This window comes from Paraburkholderia elongata, from assembly GCF_013177735.1.
GTDB classification, from domain to species: Bacteria; Pseudomonadota; Gammaproteobacteria; order Burkholderiales; family Burkholderiaceae; genus Paraburkholderia; species Paraburkholderia elongata.
Genome location: NZ_WOEZ01000235.1, coordinates 18,169 through 32,195 on the forward strand (window position 1 = coordinate 18,169; position 14,027 = coordinate 32,195).

16 protein-coding genes are annotated in these 14,027 nt (G+C 62.0%); 13 read left to right on the forward strand and 3 right to left on the reverse strand.

Features of this window, described 5'->3' with window-relative positions:
• The first annotated feature begins 738 nt into the window (after nt 1–738).
• Nucleotides 739–1,887, forward strand: a complete 1,149-nt coding sequence (pbpG, locus tag GNZ13_RS41095; protein WP_172175959.1) for a D-alanyl-D-alanine endopeptidase — start codon at nt 739–741, stop codon at nt 1,885–1,887.
• A gap of 104 nt (nt 1,888–1,991) precedes the next feature.
• Here the strand turns inward: pbpG and GNZ13_RS41100 are convergent, their stop codons facing one another.
• Entirely contained in the window at nt 1,992–2,798 is an 807-nt protein-coding gene (locus GNZ13_RS41100) for an IclR family transcriptional regulator (protein ID WP_172175961.1), read from the reverse strand.
• A 179-nt stretch (nt 2,799–2,977) separates the two neighbouring features.
• On the opposite strand from GNZ13_RS41100, the gene GNZ13_RS41105 reads away from it, so the two are divergent.
• Nucleotides 2,978–3,700: a (Fe-S)-binding protein gene (locus GNZ13_RS41105; RefSeq protein ID WP_172175963.1), complete on the forward strand. Its 723-nt coding sequence runs from the start codon at nt 2,978–2,980 to the stop codon at nt 3,698–3,700.
• A 157-nt stretch (nt 3,701–3,857) separates the two neighbouring features.
• Nucleotides 3,858–5,273 (forward strand): lactate utilization protein B, encoded by a 1,416-nt coding sequence (locus GNZ13_RS41110; RefSeq protein WP_172175965.1) that lies wholly within the window; start codon nt 3,858–3,860, stop codon nt 5,271–5,273.
• 133 nt (nt 5,274–5,406) lie between these two features.
• On the opposite strand, the gene GNZ13_RS41115 is transcribed toward GNZ13_RS41110, so the two are convergent.
• Nucleotides 5,407–5,895 (reverse strand): hypothetical protein, encoded by a 489-nt coding sequence (locus tag GNZ13_RS41115; RefSeq protein ID WP_407945694.1) that lies wholly within the window; start codon nt 5,893–5,895, stop codon nt 5,407–5,409.
• Between the two features lie 269 nt (nt 5,896–6,164).
• On the opposite strand from GNZ13_RS41115, the gene GNZ13_RS41120 reads away from it, so the two are divergent.
• The 10 genes from GNZ13_RS41120 to iscX all read left to right on the forward strand — a co-directional run bounded on the left by GNZ13_RS41120 (nt 6,165) and on the right by iscX (nt 13,502).
• Nucleotides 6,165–6,404, forward strand: coding sequence for a hypothetical protein (locus GNZ13_RS41120; protein ID WP_172175967.1), 240 nt, complete (start codon nt 6,165–6,167; stop codon nt 6,402–6,404).
• A gap of 246 nt (nt 6,405–6,650) precedes the next feature.
• Nucleotides 6,651–7,148: a low molecular weight protein-tyrosine-phosphatase gene (locus GNZ13_RS41125; RefSeq protein ID WP_172175969.1), complete on the forward strand. Its 498-nt coding sequence runs from the start codon at nt 6,651–6,653 to the stop codon at nt 7,146–7,148.
• Nucleotides 7,149–7,292: 144 nt separating this feature from the next.
• Complete coding sequence (iscR, locus tag GNZ13_RS41130; protein ID WP_172175971.1) at nt 7,293–7,823, forward strand: Fe-S cluster assembly transcriptional regulator IscR; 531 nt, start codon at nt 7,293–7,295, stop codon at nt 7,821–7,823.
• Between the two features lie 74 nt (nt 7,824–7,897).
• Complete coding sequence (locus GNZ13_RS41135; protein WP_172175973.1) at nt 7,898–9,121, forward strand: IscS subfamily cysteine desulfurase; 1,224 nt, start codon at nt 7,898–7,900, stop codon at nt 9,119–9,121.
• Nucleotides 9,122–9,185: 64 nt separating this feature from the next.
• On the forward strand, nt 9,186–9,599 hold the full coding sequence (iscU, locus tag GNZ13_RS41140; RefSeq protein WP_172175975.1) for a Fe-S cluster assembly scaffold IscU: 414 nt from the start codon (nt 9,186–9,188) through the stop codon (nt 9,597–9,599).
• A 174-nt stretch (nt 9,600–9,773) separates the two neighbouring features.
• Nucleotides 9,774–10,097 carry an iron-sulfur cluster assembly protein IscA gene (gene iscA / locus GNZ13_RS41145; protein WP_028199494.1) on the forward strand — a complete coding sequence of 108 codons (324 nt, stop codon included), beginning with the start codon at nt 9,774–9,776 and terminating at the stop codon, nt 10,095–10,097.
• A gap of 178 nt (nt 10,098–10,275) precedes the next feature.
• On the forward strand, nt 10,276–10,803 hold the full coding sequence (gene hscB, locus GNZ13_RS41150; protein WP_172175977.1) for a Fe-S protein assembly co-chaperone HscB: 528 nt from the start codon (nt 10,276–10,278) through the stop codon (nt 10,801–10,803).
• Nucleotides 10,804–10,935: 132 nt separating this feature from the next.
• Nucleotides 10,936–12,807 carry a Fe-S protein assembly chaperone HscA gene (gene hscA, locus GNZ13_RS41155; RefSeq protein WP_172175979.1) on the forward strand — a complete coding sequence of 624 codons (1,872 nt, stop codon included), beginning with the start codon at nt 10,936–10,938 and terminating at the stop codon, nt 12,805–12,807.
• Between the two features lie 140 nt (nt 12,808–12,947).
• Complete coding sequence (gene fdx / locus GNZ13_RS41160; RefSeq protein ID WP_172175981.1) at nt 12,948–13,289, forward strand: ISC system 2Fe-2S type ferredoxin; 342 nt, start codon at nt 12,948–12,950, stop codon at nt 13,287–13,289.
• A 15-nt stretch (nt 13,290–13,304) separates the two neighbouring features.
• Nucleotides 13,305–13,502, forward strand: a complete 198-nt coding sequence (iscX, locus tag GNZ13_RS41165) for a Fe-S cluster assembly protein IscX (RefSeq protein ID WP_028199498.1) — start codon at nt 13,305–13,307, stop codon at nt 13,500–13,502.
• Between the two features lie 126 nt (nt 13,503–13,628).
• Here the strand turns inward: iscX and GNZ13_RS41170 are convergent.
• On the reverse strand, nt 13,629–14,027 hold a 399-nt coding region (locus GNZ13_RS41170; protein WP_172175983.1), incomplete at its 5' end, for a glycine zipper 2TM domain-containing protein.

Genomic DNA, 14,027 nt, shown 5'->3' on the forward strand with positions numbered 1-14,027 from the left:
TCGTCTCCCCGGACCGCGATGTATTGTGCATCGCAGCAATGGTTCCCATTTTAGGATGGTCACAACGAATGTCAAGTACTTTTTGTGCGTCGCACAATGCTGAGAAATTGCCGATAAAACAATACGTTATGCAGTGGGCATGACATTCGTGTGACGCAAGTTAATTTGTTCGTTGCACTGTGCTGGTGCGGGAGAAATCTGTATTTGTTACCGATTCCAGGAGAGGTTTTGACTGCCCGGTGAGGCGCGGCGCTGGCGAGAAAGCAACGTCGGCGTTTGACAAAAAATCCATCAATTGGGCATTCCGATGTAAACCAGAAAGTGTCACGGAACGTTAATGCTCTATGCCGGTCGAATGCGCGTTGGCGGTCTCCAGCAGCTGTTTAACAGCCTGCGGCGAGACCCTTGCGACGTTCCGGTGCGTCGGCACGTTGTGTCGGCACGCTGTACTGGCAAGGCTTTACACGCCTGCGCTCTGACCGTATTTCCCCTTATCAAGGTTGTCTCGAAATTGCCGTTATGCTGAAAGAATCACCTCGATTCCGGCTTATGGCGGCGAAGGCGAGGCGAAGCGCGTTGGCGATCGTTTTTTTCGATCGAAGCGCGGCACTTATTCGTGTTTTTGCGATCGGAGCTTACAAGCCGGTTTAAGTAGCGCGTATAAGTGCTTCAAATTGCTAATTTTTCGTTGTTTTACTACACTTGCGGAAACCTCTCGCCGCTCCCTACCGAACACCCATGAAAACCGACATGTTTTCGTCGCTAAAAGTGATCCACGGCGCGGCCCGCAGCACCGCTCTGTCGGTGGCCGCCTCCATGGTCATCGCAGCGGCGTTCGCCGCGCCTGTCAGCACTTTTGCCGCCACGCCCGCCACAACGGCAAAAACCTCCAAACACGCGAAAGCAGCCAAAAAGCCCGCCGCGGCCACCGCCGCTGCGAAGCCCGTGGCCGCCGCAGGTGACGACGCACCGCGCGCGGGTGTCAAGCGCAAGCGCGTGACGTACACGTCGAACGGTCGCCACCACTCGGTGATGCGCCGCGTCGCGTACGAACCGCGTCAGCCTACCGTCGGCCAGGCTTTCGGTCTGCACGAAACGCCGGACGCGCTGATGCTGCGTTCGAGCGTTGCCTACGTGATCGATCAGAATTCCGGCGAATCGCTGTTCGACAAGAATTCGCGCGCCGTGGTGCCGATCGCGTCGATCACCAAGCTGATGACGGCGATGGTCGTGCTCGATTCGAAAGAGCCGATGACCGACCAGATCGAAGTCACCGACGAAGACCGCGACTACGAGAAGAACACGGGCTCGCGTCTGTCGGTGGGCTCGGTGCTTTCGCGTGAAGACATGCTGCACATCGCGCTGATGGCCTCGGAAAACCGCGCGGCCGCGTCGCTGTCGCGTTATTTCCCGGGCGGCCGTCCGGCGTTCCTCGCGGCCATGAACGCGAAGGCCAAGCAACTCGGCATGACCGACACGCACTTCGAAAACCCCACGGGTTTGACGAGCCAGAACGTGTCGAGCGCGCGTGACCTCGTGAAGATGGTCAACGCGGCGTATCAGTATCCGATGATCCGCAAGTTCTCGACCGATCACAGCTACGAGGTGTACACCGGCAAGCGTTCGCTGGCGTACAACAGCACGAACGCATTGGTGCGTAACCCGACATGGGACATCGGTCTGCAAAAGACCGGCTTTATCAACGAAGCGGGCGAGTGCCTCGTGATGCAGGCGACCATTCACGGCCGTCCGATGATCATCGTGCTGCTCGACTCGTCGGGTAAGTACTCGCGCTTCGCGGACGCAACGCGCCTGCGCACGTGGCTCGACAACGGTGGCGATCAGCCCCGCATCACCAGCGCGGATGCCGGCGGCCCGGGCACCTGAAGTGCGCTAGCCTGCTCTAGCGGCCGGTTTTTGGACCGGCCAGCAAAAAAGCCTCGCATCTGCGAGGCTTTTTTATTGAGTCGGAGGAGGACGCAGCCGCCAGCTTATGCGTGCTGGGAATGCGAGTGCTGCTGCGGTGTCTGCGGGCGATAACCCAGCGACTCGGAAATCAGCAACGCCGTTTGGCTGAGTTGCCCCAGCCACGAGTCCTGCAAGCGATCCGCCGGGGCGGACAGCGACAGGCCCGCAACCAGCTTGCCAGTGTCGTCGTAAATCCCCGCTGCGATGCAGCGCACGCCCAGTTCCAGTTCTTCGTTATCGCGCGCGCACGCCTGCTGGCGCACGTGCGACAACTCGCGTTCGAGCTTGGTCAGATCGGTGATGCTGTTCTGCGTGTGACCGGACAGGCCGGTGCGCGTGGCGTAGGCCCGCACGCGGGTCGATTCGTCCGCGGCGAGGAAGAGCTTGCCCACCGAGGTCAGATGCAGCGGCGCGCGCCCGCCAATCGCTCGCACCACCTGCATGCCGGAGCGCTCAGAGTAGGCGCGCTCTATATAGACGATCTCGTCGCCCTGACGCACCGACAGGTTCACTGTCTGCCCGGTTTGACGGTGCAGTTCGCGCATCGGCGTGAGCGCCGCGTCGCGTACCGACAGCCGTGCCTTCACCAGATTGCCCAGTTCGAGCAGGCGCATACCGAGACGGTAAGTGCCGGGATCCGACCGGTCGACCAGCCGGCACATCACCATGTCGTTCAGGATGCGGTGCGCGGTGGACGGGTGCAGCTCCGTGCGGATGGCGAGTTCTTTCAGGCTGACCGGGTCGCTATGCGCAGCGAGTGCATCGAGCAAGCGCATCATGCGTTCGATCACCTGGATCGAAGTTTTGGGATCCGGGTTCGTATCGCTCATGGGAGGAATCGGTTGACGCGTCAAACAGCGGAAATTGATTGTATCCCGTATTGTGAAAAGAAGGGAAGCGCTTGGAAGGCCTATTCCAAATTAACGTGGTACTCGTCCTATGCCTTCCGGCCGTTGGTATTGTGCGGCAAACAGCGGATAATCAGGGACGTTTTCCCGAAGGAGGGCTCATGCGAGTCGGATTGTTCGTCACCTGCCTGATCGATCTGATGCGTCCGGAGATCGGATTTTCGGTTATCAAGCTGATCGAAGGCGCCGGTTTCGAGGTGGTGGTGCCGCCCGCGCAAACCTGTTGCGGGCAACCCGCGTACAACTCGGGCGAGCGGCGCATCGCGCGTGACCTGGCCGAGAAAACCTTGCGCGAGTTCGAGCAGTTCGACTACGTCGTGGTGCCGTCCGGTTCCTGCGGCGGCATGATCCGCGCGCATTACGGCGACCTGTTCGCGGACGATCCGGAGTTGATGAACCGCTTCGGCCGGTTGCGGCCCAAAGTGTTCGAGTTGACCGACTTCCTCGTCAATGTGGCCAAGGTGCAATTACAGCCAGGCGAGTTCGCGGACCAGGTGACTTACCACGATTCCTGTTCGGGGCTGCGCGAACTCGGCGTCAAGGCGCAGCCGCGCGCGTTGCTGGCGCAGGTGGGCGTGGCGGTGACCGAAATGAAGGATTGCGAGCACTGCTGCGGCTTTGGCGGCACCTTCGCAATCAAGTACGGCGACATCTCGACGGCGATCGTCGACGAGAAATGCGCGAATATCGGCGCGAGCGGCGCCGGCACGGTGGTGCTCGGCGACCTCGGCTGCATGCTTAATATCGAAGGCCGCTTGCGGCGCACCGGCGATACCACCACCCGCGTGCTGCACATTGCCCAGGTGTTGGCCGGCGACGCTTAGAGTTACTGCGGCGCCCAAACCGGCGCACTCGATTCGGCGCGCTCCAGTTCGCGCGCTTCACCCGTGCGCTTCACTCGTGAATTTCACTCGCATTTCGTTCGCGCATTTCAACTGCGCATTCCACTCGCGCATTTAACCGAATACGCTCAAGGCCGCCATGCAAGTCCAATCGATGCATTTCAAGGCCCGCGCGGGCCAGAAACTCGCCGACCAGCGTCTGCAGCAGAACCTCACCAAGCTGTCGACCAAGTTCGTGTCGGCCCGCGCCGCGGCCATGACCGCGATCGATTTTCCCGCCACCCGCGCCGCGCTCAAGGAGCGCCGCAATCGTGCGCTGGACAATCTCGATGTCTGGCTCGAGACCTTCGAACGTGAAGCGGCCCGGCGCGGCGTGACGGTCCTGTTCGCCGAGACGACACAGGAGGCCGCGCGCCTCGTCGGCGATATCGCGCGCCGGCACGAGGTGAGGAAGGTGATCAAGACCAAGTCGATGGTCACCGAGGAAATGCGCCTGAACGAAGTGCTCGGGCAGATGGGTGTGCAATCGATCGAAACCGATCTGGGCGAGTACATTCTGCAGATCAACGACAACGAGCCGCCCAGCCACATCATCGCGCCGGTCGTCCATAAAGATAAGGACGAGATCGCCGACCTTTTCGCGAAAACGCACGACCGGCCGCGTCTGACCGAGATCACCGACATGACCCGCGAAGCGCGCGAGATGCTGCGCCCGCACTTCATGACCGCGGACATGGGCGTGACTGGTGGCAACTTCGTGGTGGCGGAGACGGGGTCGGTCGTACTGGTCACGAACGAGGGCAACGAGGGCATGTGCACGGTGATGCCGCGCGTGCATGTGGCCGTGACCGGCATCGAGAAAGTGTTGCCTACGCTGGAAGATCTGGCGACCGCGATGCGTCTTTTGCCGCGCTCGGCGACCGGCCAGGCGACGTCGAACTATTTTTCCGTGCTGACCGGGCCGCGCGGCGTGGGCGATCAGGACGGTCCCGAGCATATGTATGTAGTGCTGGTCGACGGCGGGCGCACGGGGCTGATCGGCGGCGACTTCCAGGAAATGCTGCGCTGTATCCGTTGCGGCGCTTGCATGAACCACTGCCCCGTGTATCAGAAGGTGGGTGGTCATGCCTACGGCTGGGTTTATCCGGGGCCGATGGGGTCGGTGCTGACGCCGAGCTACGTCGGGATCGACAAAGCGTTGGATCTGCCTCAGGCGGCGACTTTGTGCGGCGAGTGCAACAGCGTATGTCCGGTGGGAATTCCCTTATCCGATCTGCTGCGCAAGCTGCGCGAGAAGCAGGTCGAACGGCGCCTGCGGCCGTGGCGCGAACGGGCAGGGCTCGCAGTGTGGGGTTTCCTCGCGCTGCATCCGGACGCCTATGCGCTATTCACCAAGCTGGCGGTTCGCGTGCTGGAGCGAATGGGCGGGCGAAATCGTTCGATCGCCAAGCTGCCGTTGGGCGGCGCGGGTTGGACCAACACGCGCGATATGCCGGCTCCGGTTGGCCGTACGTTCAGAGAGCTGTACGCCGCACAGCGCAGCCATATTGGCTGAGCGAGCGGCACAGTTGTTGTAGTTGGCGGGGCTGCGCCTGCCCCCATCCTCGAAGGATCAATGGTCCGTCACCCCTGGCTGGCGGCTGTAACTGCCTCTGGCTGACGCGTTGCCTCCGTTGCCGCGCCCACCGCTATTGTTGCCTGCCTGCCTGCTGTGGCGGAGGCGGCGGGCTGCCTGCCCCCGGTCGCGGCGCATTAGACCCACTCGGTCCTCTCGGCCCGCCAACCGCGCCTTGAGGCGGCGGTCCCCCGCGCGGGCCGCCGTTCGGCTGACCATGCCAGCCGCCGTCGTCTCCGTGGTTACCGTTGTTTCCATAGTTGCCGTGATCCGGCCGTCCCCGATCCGGATAACCCGGGTAGCCCCGATAACCCGGCCCCGGCCCGTAATAGCGGCCCGGCCCGTCGTAGTAACCCGGGCCCGAGTAATTGCCGTAGCCCATGTAGACGTTGGTTTGCGGCACGACCGGCACGCCGGTGGCGTAGCCGTCGTAACCGTCATAGCCGCTGTAATCGCCGCCATAGCCGTTGCCGACCATCGGCGTGCCGTCCGGATAGACTGCGCAGCCGCCTAGCAAGGCAGCAGCGAGCGTGAGGCCGGCAAGTGGAGCAATACGTTTCATTTGGAGGACCAGTGCGAATAATTCATGTCTGTAAGACAGCTATTATCGCCAACCGTCGCGCCAGCTTTGTATGTGTTTGTAAGGATTTCTTTTTCATGCCACGACGCATGTCAACGTCGTGCACGGCAAAACGGTCACTGGACTGTTCCACCCAGCGCAACGCTGTATCTCGCGCCTGTGGGTTTTTCCCGATTGTGAATTCCTATAGCATTTCGACTAGGCATAGTGCGTCACGAGCGCACGAGCCCCTAATCGGAAGAAACGACATCATGAAAAAGATAATATCGGTGTACTGGCCCCTTGCCATCGTTGTGCCGCTTGCCGCGGCAGGCTATCTGCACATTTGCGGCGACGCCGCTTTGCGTTCCTCGCAAGCCCCGCTCGCTGCTGATCAACTGACCGCGGAACTGGCGCGTGCCGTCTCGTACGGCATGGTCGACAACGCGGCGACGTTGCCGGCCAAACCGATGCGCGCCGTGACGGCAATGCCGCTGGCTGAAGCATCTTAAGCGCGGCGGAGCCGGATAGTGCGTCGTGATTCCATCGCCTTAGCCGCTGCCGAAACAGGGGCGGGTTGGGGCGCGGCGGCATCCGTGGCCGAACCTGACCCTTGTTGGCGTTGCCCGGCATTCATGGCCGAATCCGGGCGCCGGCAGAAGCGCGCAGCCTCCGGCGCGATTTGGTTGAGCTTTGTATAATCGCGGCACTGTTTCCTAACTGCCGATTCACGCGCGTTTGACGCCCGAAAGCCTCTGATGAAAACCGTATCCGTTTGCTTTGTCTGCCTGGGGAACATCTGCCGTTCGCCAACCGCGGAAGGCGTGATGCGCCGTCTGGTCGGCGAGGCGAAGCTTGCGGAGCGCATTCTGATCGATTCCGCCGGCACGGGCGACTGGCACATCGGCCAGCCGCCTGACGACCGCGCGCAACTTGCGGCCGGCCGGCGAGGTTATGAGCTTGCCGCCTTGCGTGGACGTCAGATCTCGGTAGCCGACTTCGAGCGCTTCGATCTGCTGATCGCGATGGACGACAAAAACGTCGCCGCACTGCGCCAGGTTTGTCCGGCGGAGCAGCGTGACAAAATCCGCCTGCTGATGGAGTTCGTCCCTGAGGCGGATGGCCGCTGGGACGGCGCCCGCGAAGTCGTCGACCCCTATTTCGGCGGCGCCGAAGGGTTCGAACAGGTGCTGGATCAATGCGAAGCAGCCTGCCGTGGCCTGATCGCGGCGTTGCGTCCCCAGCTGGTTGCATAAATAAGCCGGCCGATCATTGGCGACCCTCGGCCCGCTTATCTTGGAATTAAGCAAATAACCCAAATTGCGATAGGGATACTTGACTAATTCACTCATGTATTTATACTTGACCAAACTTGTCGAGAATTGCGGTTCCCACACTATATGAGACTCACCACGAAAGGCCGTTTCGCCGTCACGGCGATGATTGACCTGGCACTGCGCCAGGAGCAGGGCCCGGTGACGCTTGCGGGTATCAGCCAGCGCCAACATATCTCCCTGTCTTATCTCGAGCAGCTGTTTGGCAAGCTGCGTCGTCACGAAATCGTCGAGTCCGTGCGCGGACCGGGCGGCGGCTACAATCTGGCCCGCCGCGCTGAAGACGTGACCGTCGCCGACATCATCATTGCTGTCGACGAGCCGCTCGACGCCACCCAATGCGGCGGCAAGGGCTCGTGCGAGGGCACCAAACAGCACGACGGCCACTGCATGACGCACGAATTGTGGTCGACGCTGAACCAGAAAATGGTCGAGTACCTGGATTCGGTCTCCCTGAAAGACCTGGTCGATCAGCAGCGTTCGCGCGAAGGTGCGCCGGCGGTGTTGCGTGACCGTCGCAACGAGTCGCCGGCGGTCGAACCCGCCCGCGTCGTGCCGAAAGGGCCTAATTCTGTTTTCAACATGGCCGGTTCCTAGGCGCGGCAATCTGAACGCACCGCAGCCTGATCAGGAACCCAGAAGCCAGAGCAATGACGTCCCCGGAGCAATTGATGAACAACGACACTCTCCACCTGCCCATTTACATGGACTACAGCGCGACGACGCCGATCGATCCGCGTGTGGTGGACAAGATGATTCCGTACCTGCGTGAGCAGTTCGGCAACCCCGCATCGCGCAGCCACAAGTATGGCTGGGACGCGGAACGTGCGGTCGAAGAAGCGCGCGAGAACGTCGCTGCGCTGGTGAATGCCGATCCGCGCGAAATCATCTGGACCTCGGGCGCAACGGAGTCGGACAACCTCGCGATCAAGGGTGCCGCGCACTTCTACAAGAGCAAGGGCAAGCACATCATCACGGTGAAGACCGAGCACAAGGCTGTGCTCGATACCTGCCGCGAACTCGAACGCGAAGGCTTTGAAGTCACGTATCTGGATGTGAAGGACGACGGTCTGATCGACCTCGAGAAGTTCAAGGCCGCGCTGCGCCCGGATACGATTCTGGTCTCGGTGATGTCGGTGAACAACGAAATTGGCGTGGTCCAGGACATCGAGGCGATCGGCGAGATCACCCGTGAAAAGGGCATCATTTTTCACGTCGACGCGGCGCAAGCCACGGGCAAGATCGAGATCGATCTGCAAAAGCTGAAGGTCGACCTGATGTCGTTCTCGGCGCACAAGACGTATGGCCCGAAGGGCATCGGCGCGCTGTACGTGCGCCGCAAGCCGCGTATCCGTATCGAAGCGCAGATGCACGGCGGCGGTCACGAGCGCGGCATGCGCTCGGGCACGCTGGCTACGCACCAGATCGTCGGCATGGGCGAGGCGTTCCGTATCGCGCGCGAAGAAATGGCGACGGAAAACGAACGCATCCGTATGTTGCGTGACCGTCTGCTGCGCGGCCTGTCAGACATCGAAGAAGTGTATGTGAACGGCCACATGGAAAAGCGTGTGCCGCACAACCTGAACATCAGCTTCAACTTCGTCGAAGGCGAGTCGCTGATCATGGCTGTGAAGGATGTGGCGGTGTCGTCGGGTTCGGCGTGCACGTCGGCTTCGCTGGAGCCGTCGTATGTGTTGCGCGCACTGGGCCGTAACGACGAACTGGCGCACAGCTCGATTCGCTTTACAGTCGGCCGTTTTACGACCGAGCAGGACGTCGATTACGTGATCAACCTGCTGAAGAACAAGATTTCGAAGCTGCGCGATCTGTCGCCGCTTTGGGAAATGCACCAGGACGGGATCGATATTTCGACGATCAAGTGGGCTGCGCACTGACGCGCCAACGCTTAGCGTCGAAAACGCAACGAATGCAGGTTGAAACGAAACAAGGAGTGTAATCATGTCTTACAGCGCAAAGGTTCTGGACCACTACGAAAATCCGCGCAACGTCGGTTCCTTCGAGAAAGACGACGATGCGGTCGGCACCGGCATGGTCGGCGCACCGGCATGCGGCGACGTGATGAAGCTGCAGATCCGCGTGGGCGCGGACGGCATCATCGAAGACGCAAAGTTCAAGACGTACGGCTGCGGTTCGGCGATTGCGTCGAGCTCGCTCGTCACCGAATGGGTGAAGGGCAAGACGCTCGATCAGGCAATGTCGATCAAGAACACGCAGATCGCCGAAGAACTGGCGCTGCCGCCGGTGAAGATCCACTGCTCGATCCTCGCGGAAGACGCGATCAAGGCAGCGGTCGCCGATTACAAGCAACGTCACGGTGAAGCGGTCGTCGAAGGCGAGAAGCAACACGCGTAAGCGGCAGTCGAGCGCGTGGTTGAGTGCTCGTTGGGGTGCTCATTTAGGTGACTCGAAGCGGGCGGTGCAGGTAGAAAAGCACCGTCGGGCATGAGCGATATTTGATGCAGGCAGGGTGGCGGCGTGTCAGTAGGCAGATAAATGCCGAACGCGTGCGGCGCAATGAGAAACGCTATGGCAATTACGTTGACCGAAAAGGCAGCACAGCACGTCCAGAAGTATCTGACTCGCCGCGGCAAGGGTGTCGGGTTGCGCGTAGGCGTGCGCACCACGGGTTGCTCGGGTTTGGCTTACAAGCTCGAGTACGTGGATGAACTCGCGCCCGAAGACGAAGTGTTCGACTGCAACGGCGTGAAGATCATTGTCGACCCGAAGAGCCTCGCCTATATCGACGGCACCGAACTCGACTTCGCACGCGAAGGGTTGAACGAAGGCTTCAAGTTCAACAACCCGAACGTGAAGGACGAGTGCGGTTGCGGCGAATCGTTCCGCGTGTAAATCGGCTCATTCCGCGTGCAGCGGATCAAAGGCGGCGCGGGCCGCCTTTTTAGTTTCATCCGCGCATTCGGGTTGTTCCCTTGCGGCTGACCTTTACCGCTGAATCTCCGCGGCGCTTTCGATCCGCGTTTTTAGCCTGCACTCCGGTGCGCTTTCCTGAACGGACTCCTTTTATCCGATGGCCTCGCTGAACGACAGCCACTTCGACCTGTTCGATCTGCCGGCGCAATTCGCGCTCGACGCAGCGGTGCTCGATCACGCCTACCGCACGGTGCAGGCGCAAGTGCATCCGGACCGCTTCGCGGCGGCCGGCGACGCGCAAAAGCGTATCGCGATGCAATGGGCGACGCGCACCAACGAGGCGTATCAGACGCTGCGCGATCCGTTGAAGCGCGCGACTTATCTGCTGCACCTGCGCGGCATCGACGTCGGCGCGCAGAACAACACGGCGATGGAGCCGGCGTTCCTGATGCAGCAGATGGAGTGGCGCGAAGGTATTGAAGACGCGGCCGCGGCGAAGAACGTCGACGCGCTCGACGTCTTGCTGACCGAACTGCGCGACGAAGAACGCATGCGTTTCGACAAGCTCGGCGCGCTGCTCGACAGCGGCTCGAATCAGGCGGCGGGCGAGGCGGTGCGGCAGTTGATGTTCATCGAACGGGTGGCGTCGGAAATCGGCACGCAGATCGAGCGGCTCGAGAACTAGCGGTCCGGAGGCCCGGCACGCACCGGCGCCGTGCATGAAAATGCAGCCATAGCAACCGTAGCAACGCATTTAGCAACGCATCCAGCAACGCGAAAATTCAGGACGGGGCCCAGCGGCTCCGAGAAGATCCAGATGGCCTTACTGCAAATCTCCGAACCCGGCATGGCGCCGGCACCCCATCAGCGGCGTCTGGCGGTCGGTATCGATCTCGGCACCACCAATTCCCTCGTTGCCGCCGTGCGCAGCGGCGTGCCCGACGTGCTGCCCGACGAAGATGGCCATGTGCTGCTGCCGTCGGTGGTGCGATACCTGGAAGAGGGCGGCCGCCGTATCGGCCGCACGGCCAAGGCTGAAGCCGCGACCGATCCGCTTAACACGATCGTGTCGGTCAAGCGCTTCATGGGTCGCGGCAAGGCGGAAGTGGAAGGCGCAGAAAACGCACCGTACGATTTCGTCGACGCGCCCGGCATGGTGCAGATCCGTACTGTCGACGGCGTGAAGAGCCCGGTTGAAGTCTCGGCGGAAATTCTTGCGACGCTGCGCCAGCGCGCCGAAGACTCGCTCGGCGACGAGCTGGTCGGCGCAGTCATTACCGTGCCCGCGTATTTCGACGAAGCGCAGCGCCAGGCGACCAAAGATGCGGCGCGTCTGGCCGGCCTGAACGTGCTGCGTCTGCTGAACGAGCCCACTGCGGCTGCGATCGCCTACGGCCTCGATAACGGTTCCGAAGGCCTTTACGCGGTCTACGATCTCGGCGGCGGCACCTTCGATCTGTCGATTCTGAAGCTCACCAAGGGTGTGTTCGAAGTGCTCGCGGCGGGCGGCGATTCCGCGCTCGGCGGCGACGATTTCGACCATGCCCTGTATCGCCACGTGCTGGAGCAGGCGGGCATCGCGCCGCACACGCTCGCAGCGGAAGACGTCCGCTTGCTGCTCGACAGCGTACGCGTGACCAAGGAGGCGTTGTCCGACGCGCCGAATGCGAAGGTGCAGGCAACGCTCTCGAACGGCACCCAGATCGATCTGACGCTCGACGAGGCCACTTTCGAGGCCATCACTCAGGCGCTGGTTCAACGTACGCTCGGCCCCACGAAGAAAGCGCTGCGCGATGCCAAAGTGGCGACGAAGGACATCAAAGGCGTGGTGCTGGTCGGCGGCGCGACGCGCATGCCGGTGATTCGCCGCGCGGTCGAGTCGTTTTTCGGGCAGCCGCCTTTGATCAACCTCGACCCGGATCAGGTCGTCGCGCTCGGCGCGGCGATCCAGGCCGATCTGCTCGCGGGCAATCGCGGTGCCGACGGTGACGACTGGTTGTTGCTCGACGTGATTCCGCTGTCGCTCGGCGTCGAAACGATGGGCGGTTTGACCGAGAAGATCATCCCGCGCAATTCGACGATCCCGGTCGCCCGTGCGCAGGATTTCACGACCTTCAAGGACGGCCAGACGGCGATGGCGATCCACGTCGTGCAAGGCGAGCGCGAACTCGTCAGCGATTGCCGTTCGCTCGCGCGTTTCGAACTGCGCGGCATTCCGCCGATGGCGGCCGGCGCGGCACGGATTCGCGTCACGTATCAGGTCGACGCGGACGGCTTGCTGTCCGTGTTCGCGCGCGAACAGGGCTCGGGCGTGGAAGCGTCGGTGGTGGTCAAGCCATCCTACGGTCTCGCCGACGACGACATCGCCAGAATGCTCGAAGAGAGCTTTTCGACCGCCGAAGTCGACATGCGCGCGCGCGCGCTGCGTGAAGCGCAAGTGGAAGCGCGCCGTCTCGTGGAAGCGACCGACGCCGCGCTCGCCGCCGACGCCGAATTGCTCGACGACAGCGAACGCGCCGAACTCGACACGCTGCTCACCGCGTTGCGCAACATCGCGCAAAGCGACGACACCGACGCGATCGAAGCCGCAACCAAAACGCTCGCCGAAGGCACCGACGAATTCGCCGCCCGCCGCATGAACAAGGGCATTCGCCGCGCGCTGGCCGGCCGCAAGCTCGACGAGATCTGAGCGTCTTGCGGCGTGGCGGCGCCATGCGCGCCAGCCGGCAATGAACCGCGCCGCGTAGACTTAAAAAGTCCGCGCGGGGCCAGTAAAATGGTACGGAGCCTGTTTGCGGCAGCCGTGCCGCAGACCCAAACGGAAAATGTATGCCTCAAATCGTTGTGCTGCCTCACGTCGAACTGTGCCCGGAAGGCGCGGTGATCGATGCCGTGCCCGGCAAGAGCATCTGCGACAGTCTGCTCGAACATGGCATCGAAATCGAGCACGCGTGCGAGAAGTCTTGCGCGTGCACGACCTGTCATGTGATCGTGCGTGAGGGTTTCGCCGCCTTGACGCCGTCCGAGGATGACGAGGACGATCTGTTGGACAAGGCGTGGGGGCTCGAGCCGGCCTCGCGTCTGTCGTGCCAGGCGATGGTGCCGGCCGAGCAGGATCTGGTCGTCGAAATCCCGCGCTACTCGATCAATCACGCGAAGGAAAATCATTAACTGGAGGATGCAGCCATGAAGTGGACCGATACGCAAGACATCGCGATGGCCCTGACTGACAAGCACCAGGGCATCGATCCGCAGCAGGTGCGCTTCACTGATTTGCACCGCTGGGTCACCGAGCTGGAAGGTTTCGACGACGACCCTAACCGGTCGAACGAAAAGATCCTGGAAGCGATTCAGGCTGCATGGATCGAAGACGCGGATTACTGAGCGCATTGCGGCGTTTTCCGCTGGCGGCGGGGCGCGATTGATTTCGCTTCGGCTGCGGCAAAGAAAAAGGCGATTCCATTGGAATCGCCTTTTTTAACGCCTGGAGAATCTTCAGGCTGCCAGCGGTCAGGCTGCTACCAGCGTGCCGTTTTCGACCCGCACTCGCTGACCTTGCTGGAACGGCGGCGCTTCGTGATAGGTGAAGTAGCGCGTCTTGCCGTTTTCCATTCGCACCCGCACGGAGTAGGACGTCGTGCTGCGGATGTGCTTTTCAACCGAGTTACCGGCCAGGCCGCCGCCGAGGGCGCCCAGCACCGTCATCGCGGTCCGGCCGTTGCCGCTACCGAACTGGTTGCCTACGACGCCACCGGCCACGGCGCCGCCGACCGCACCGATACCCGTGCCATGGCCTTCCTGACGTACCGCCGAGATGCCTTCGACCGTGCCGCAGGTCGAGCAGTAGGCCGGTTGCGACGGCTGTTGCTGAGCGTACTGCGGTGCCGGCTGGGCCTGTTGCTGCTGGGC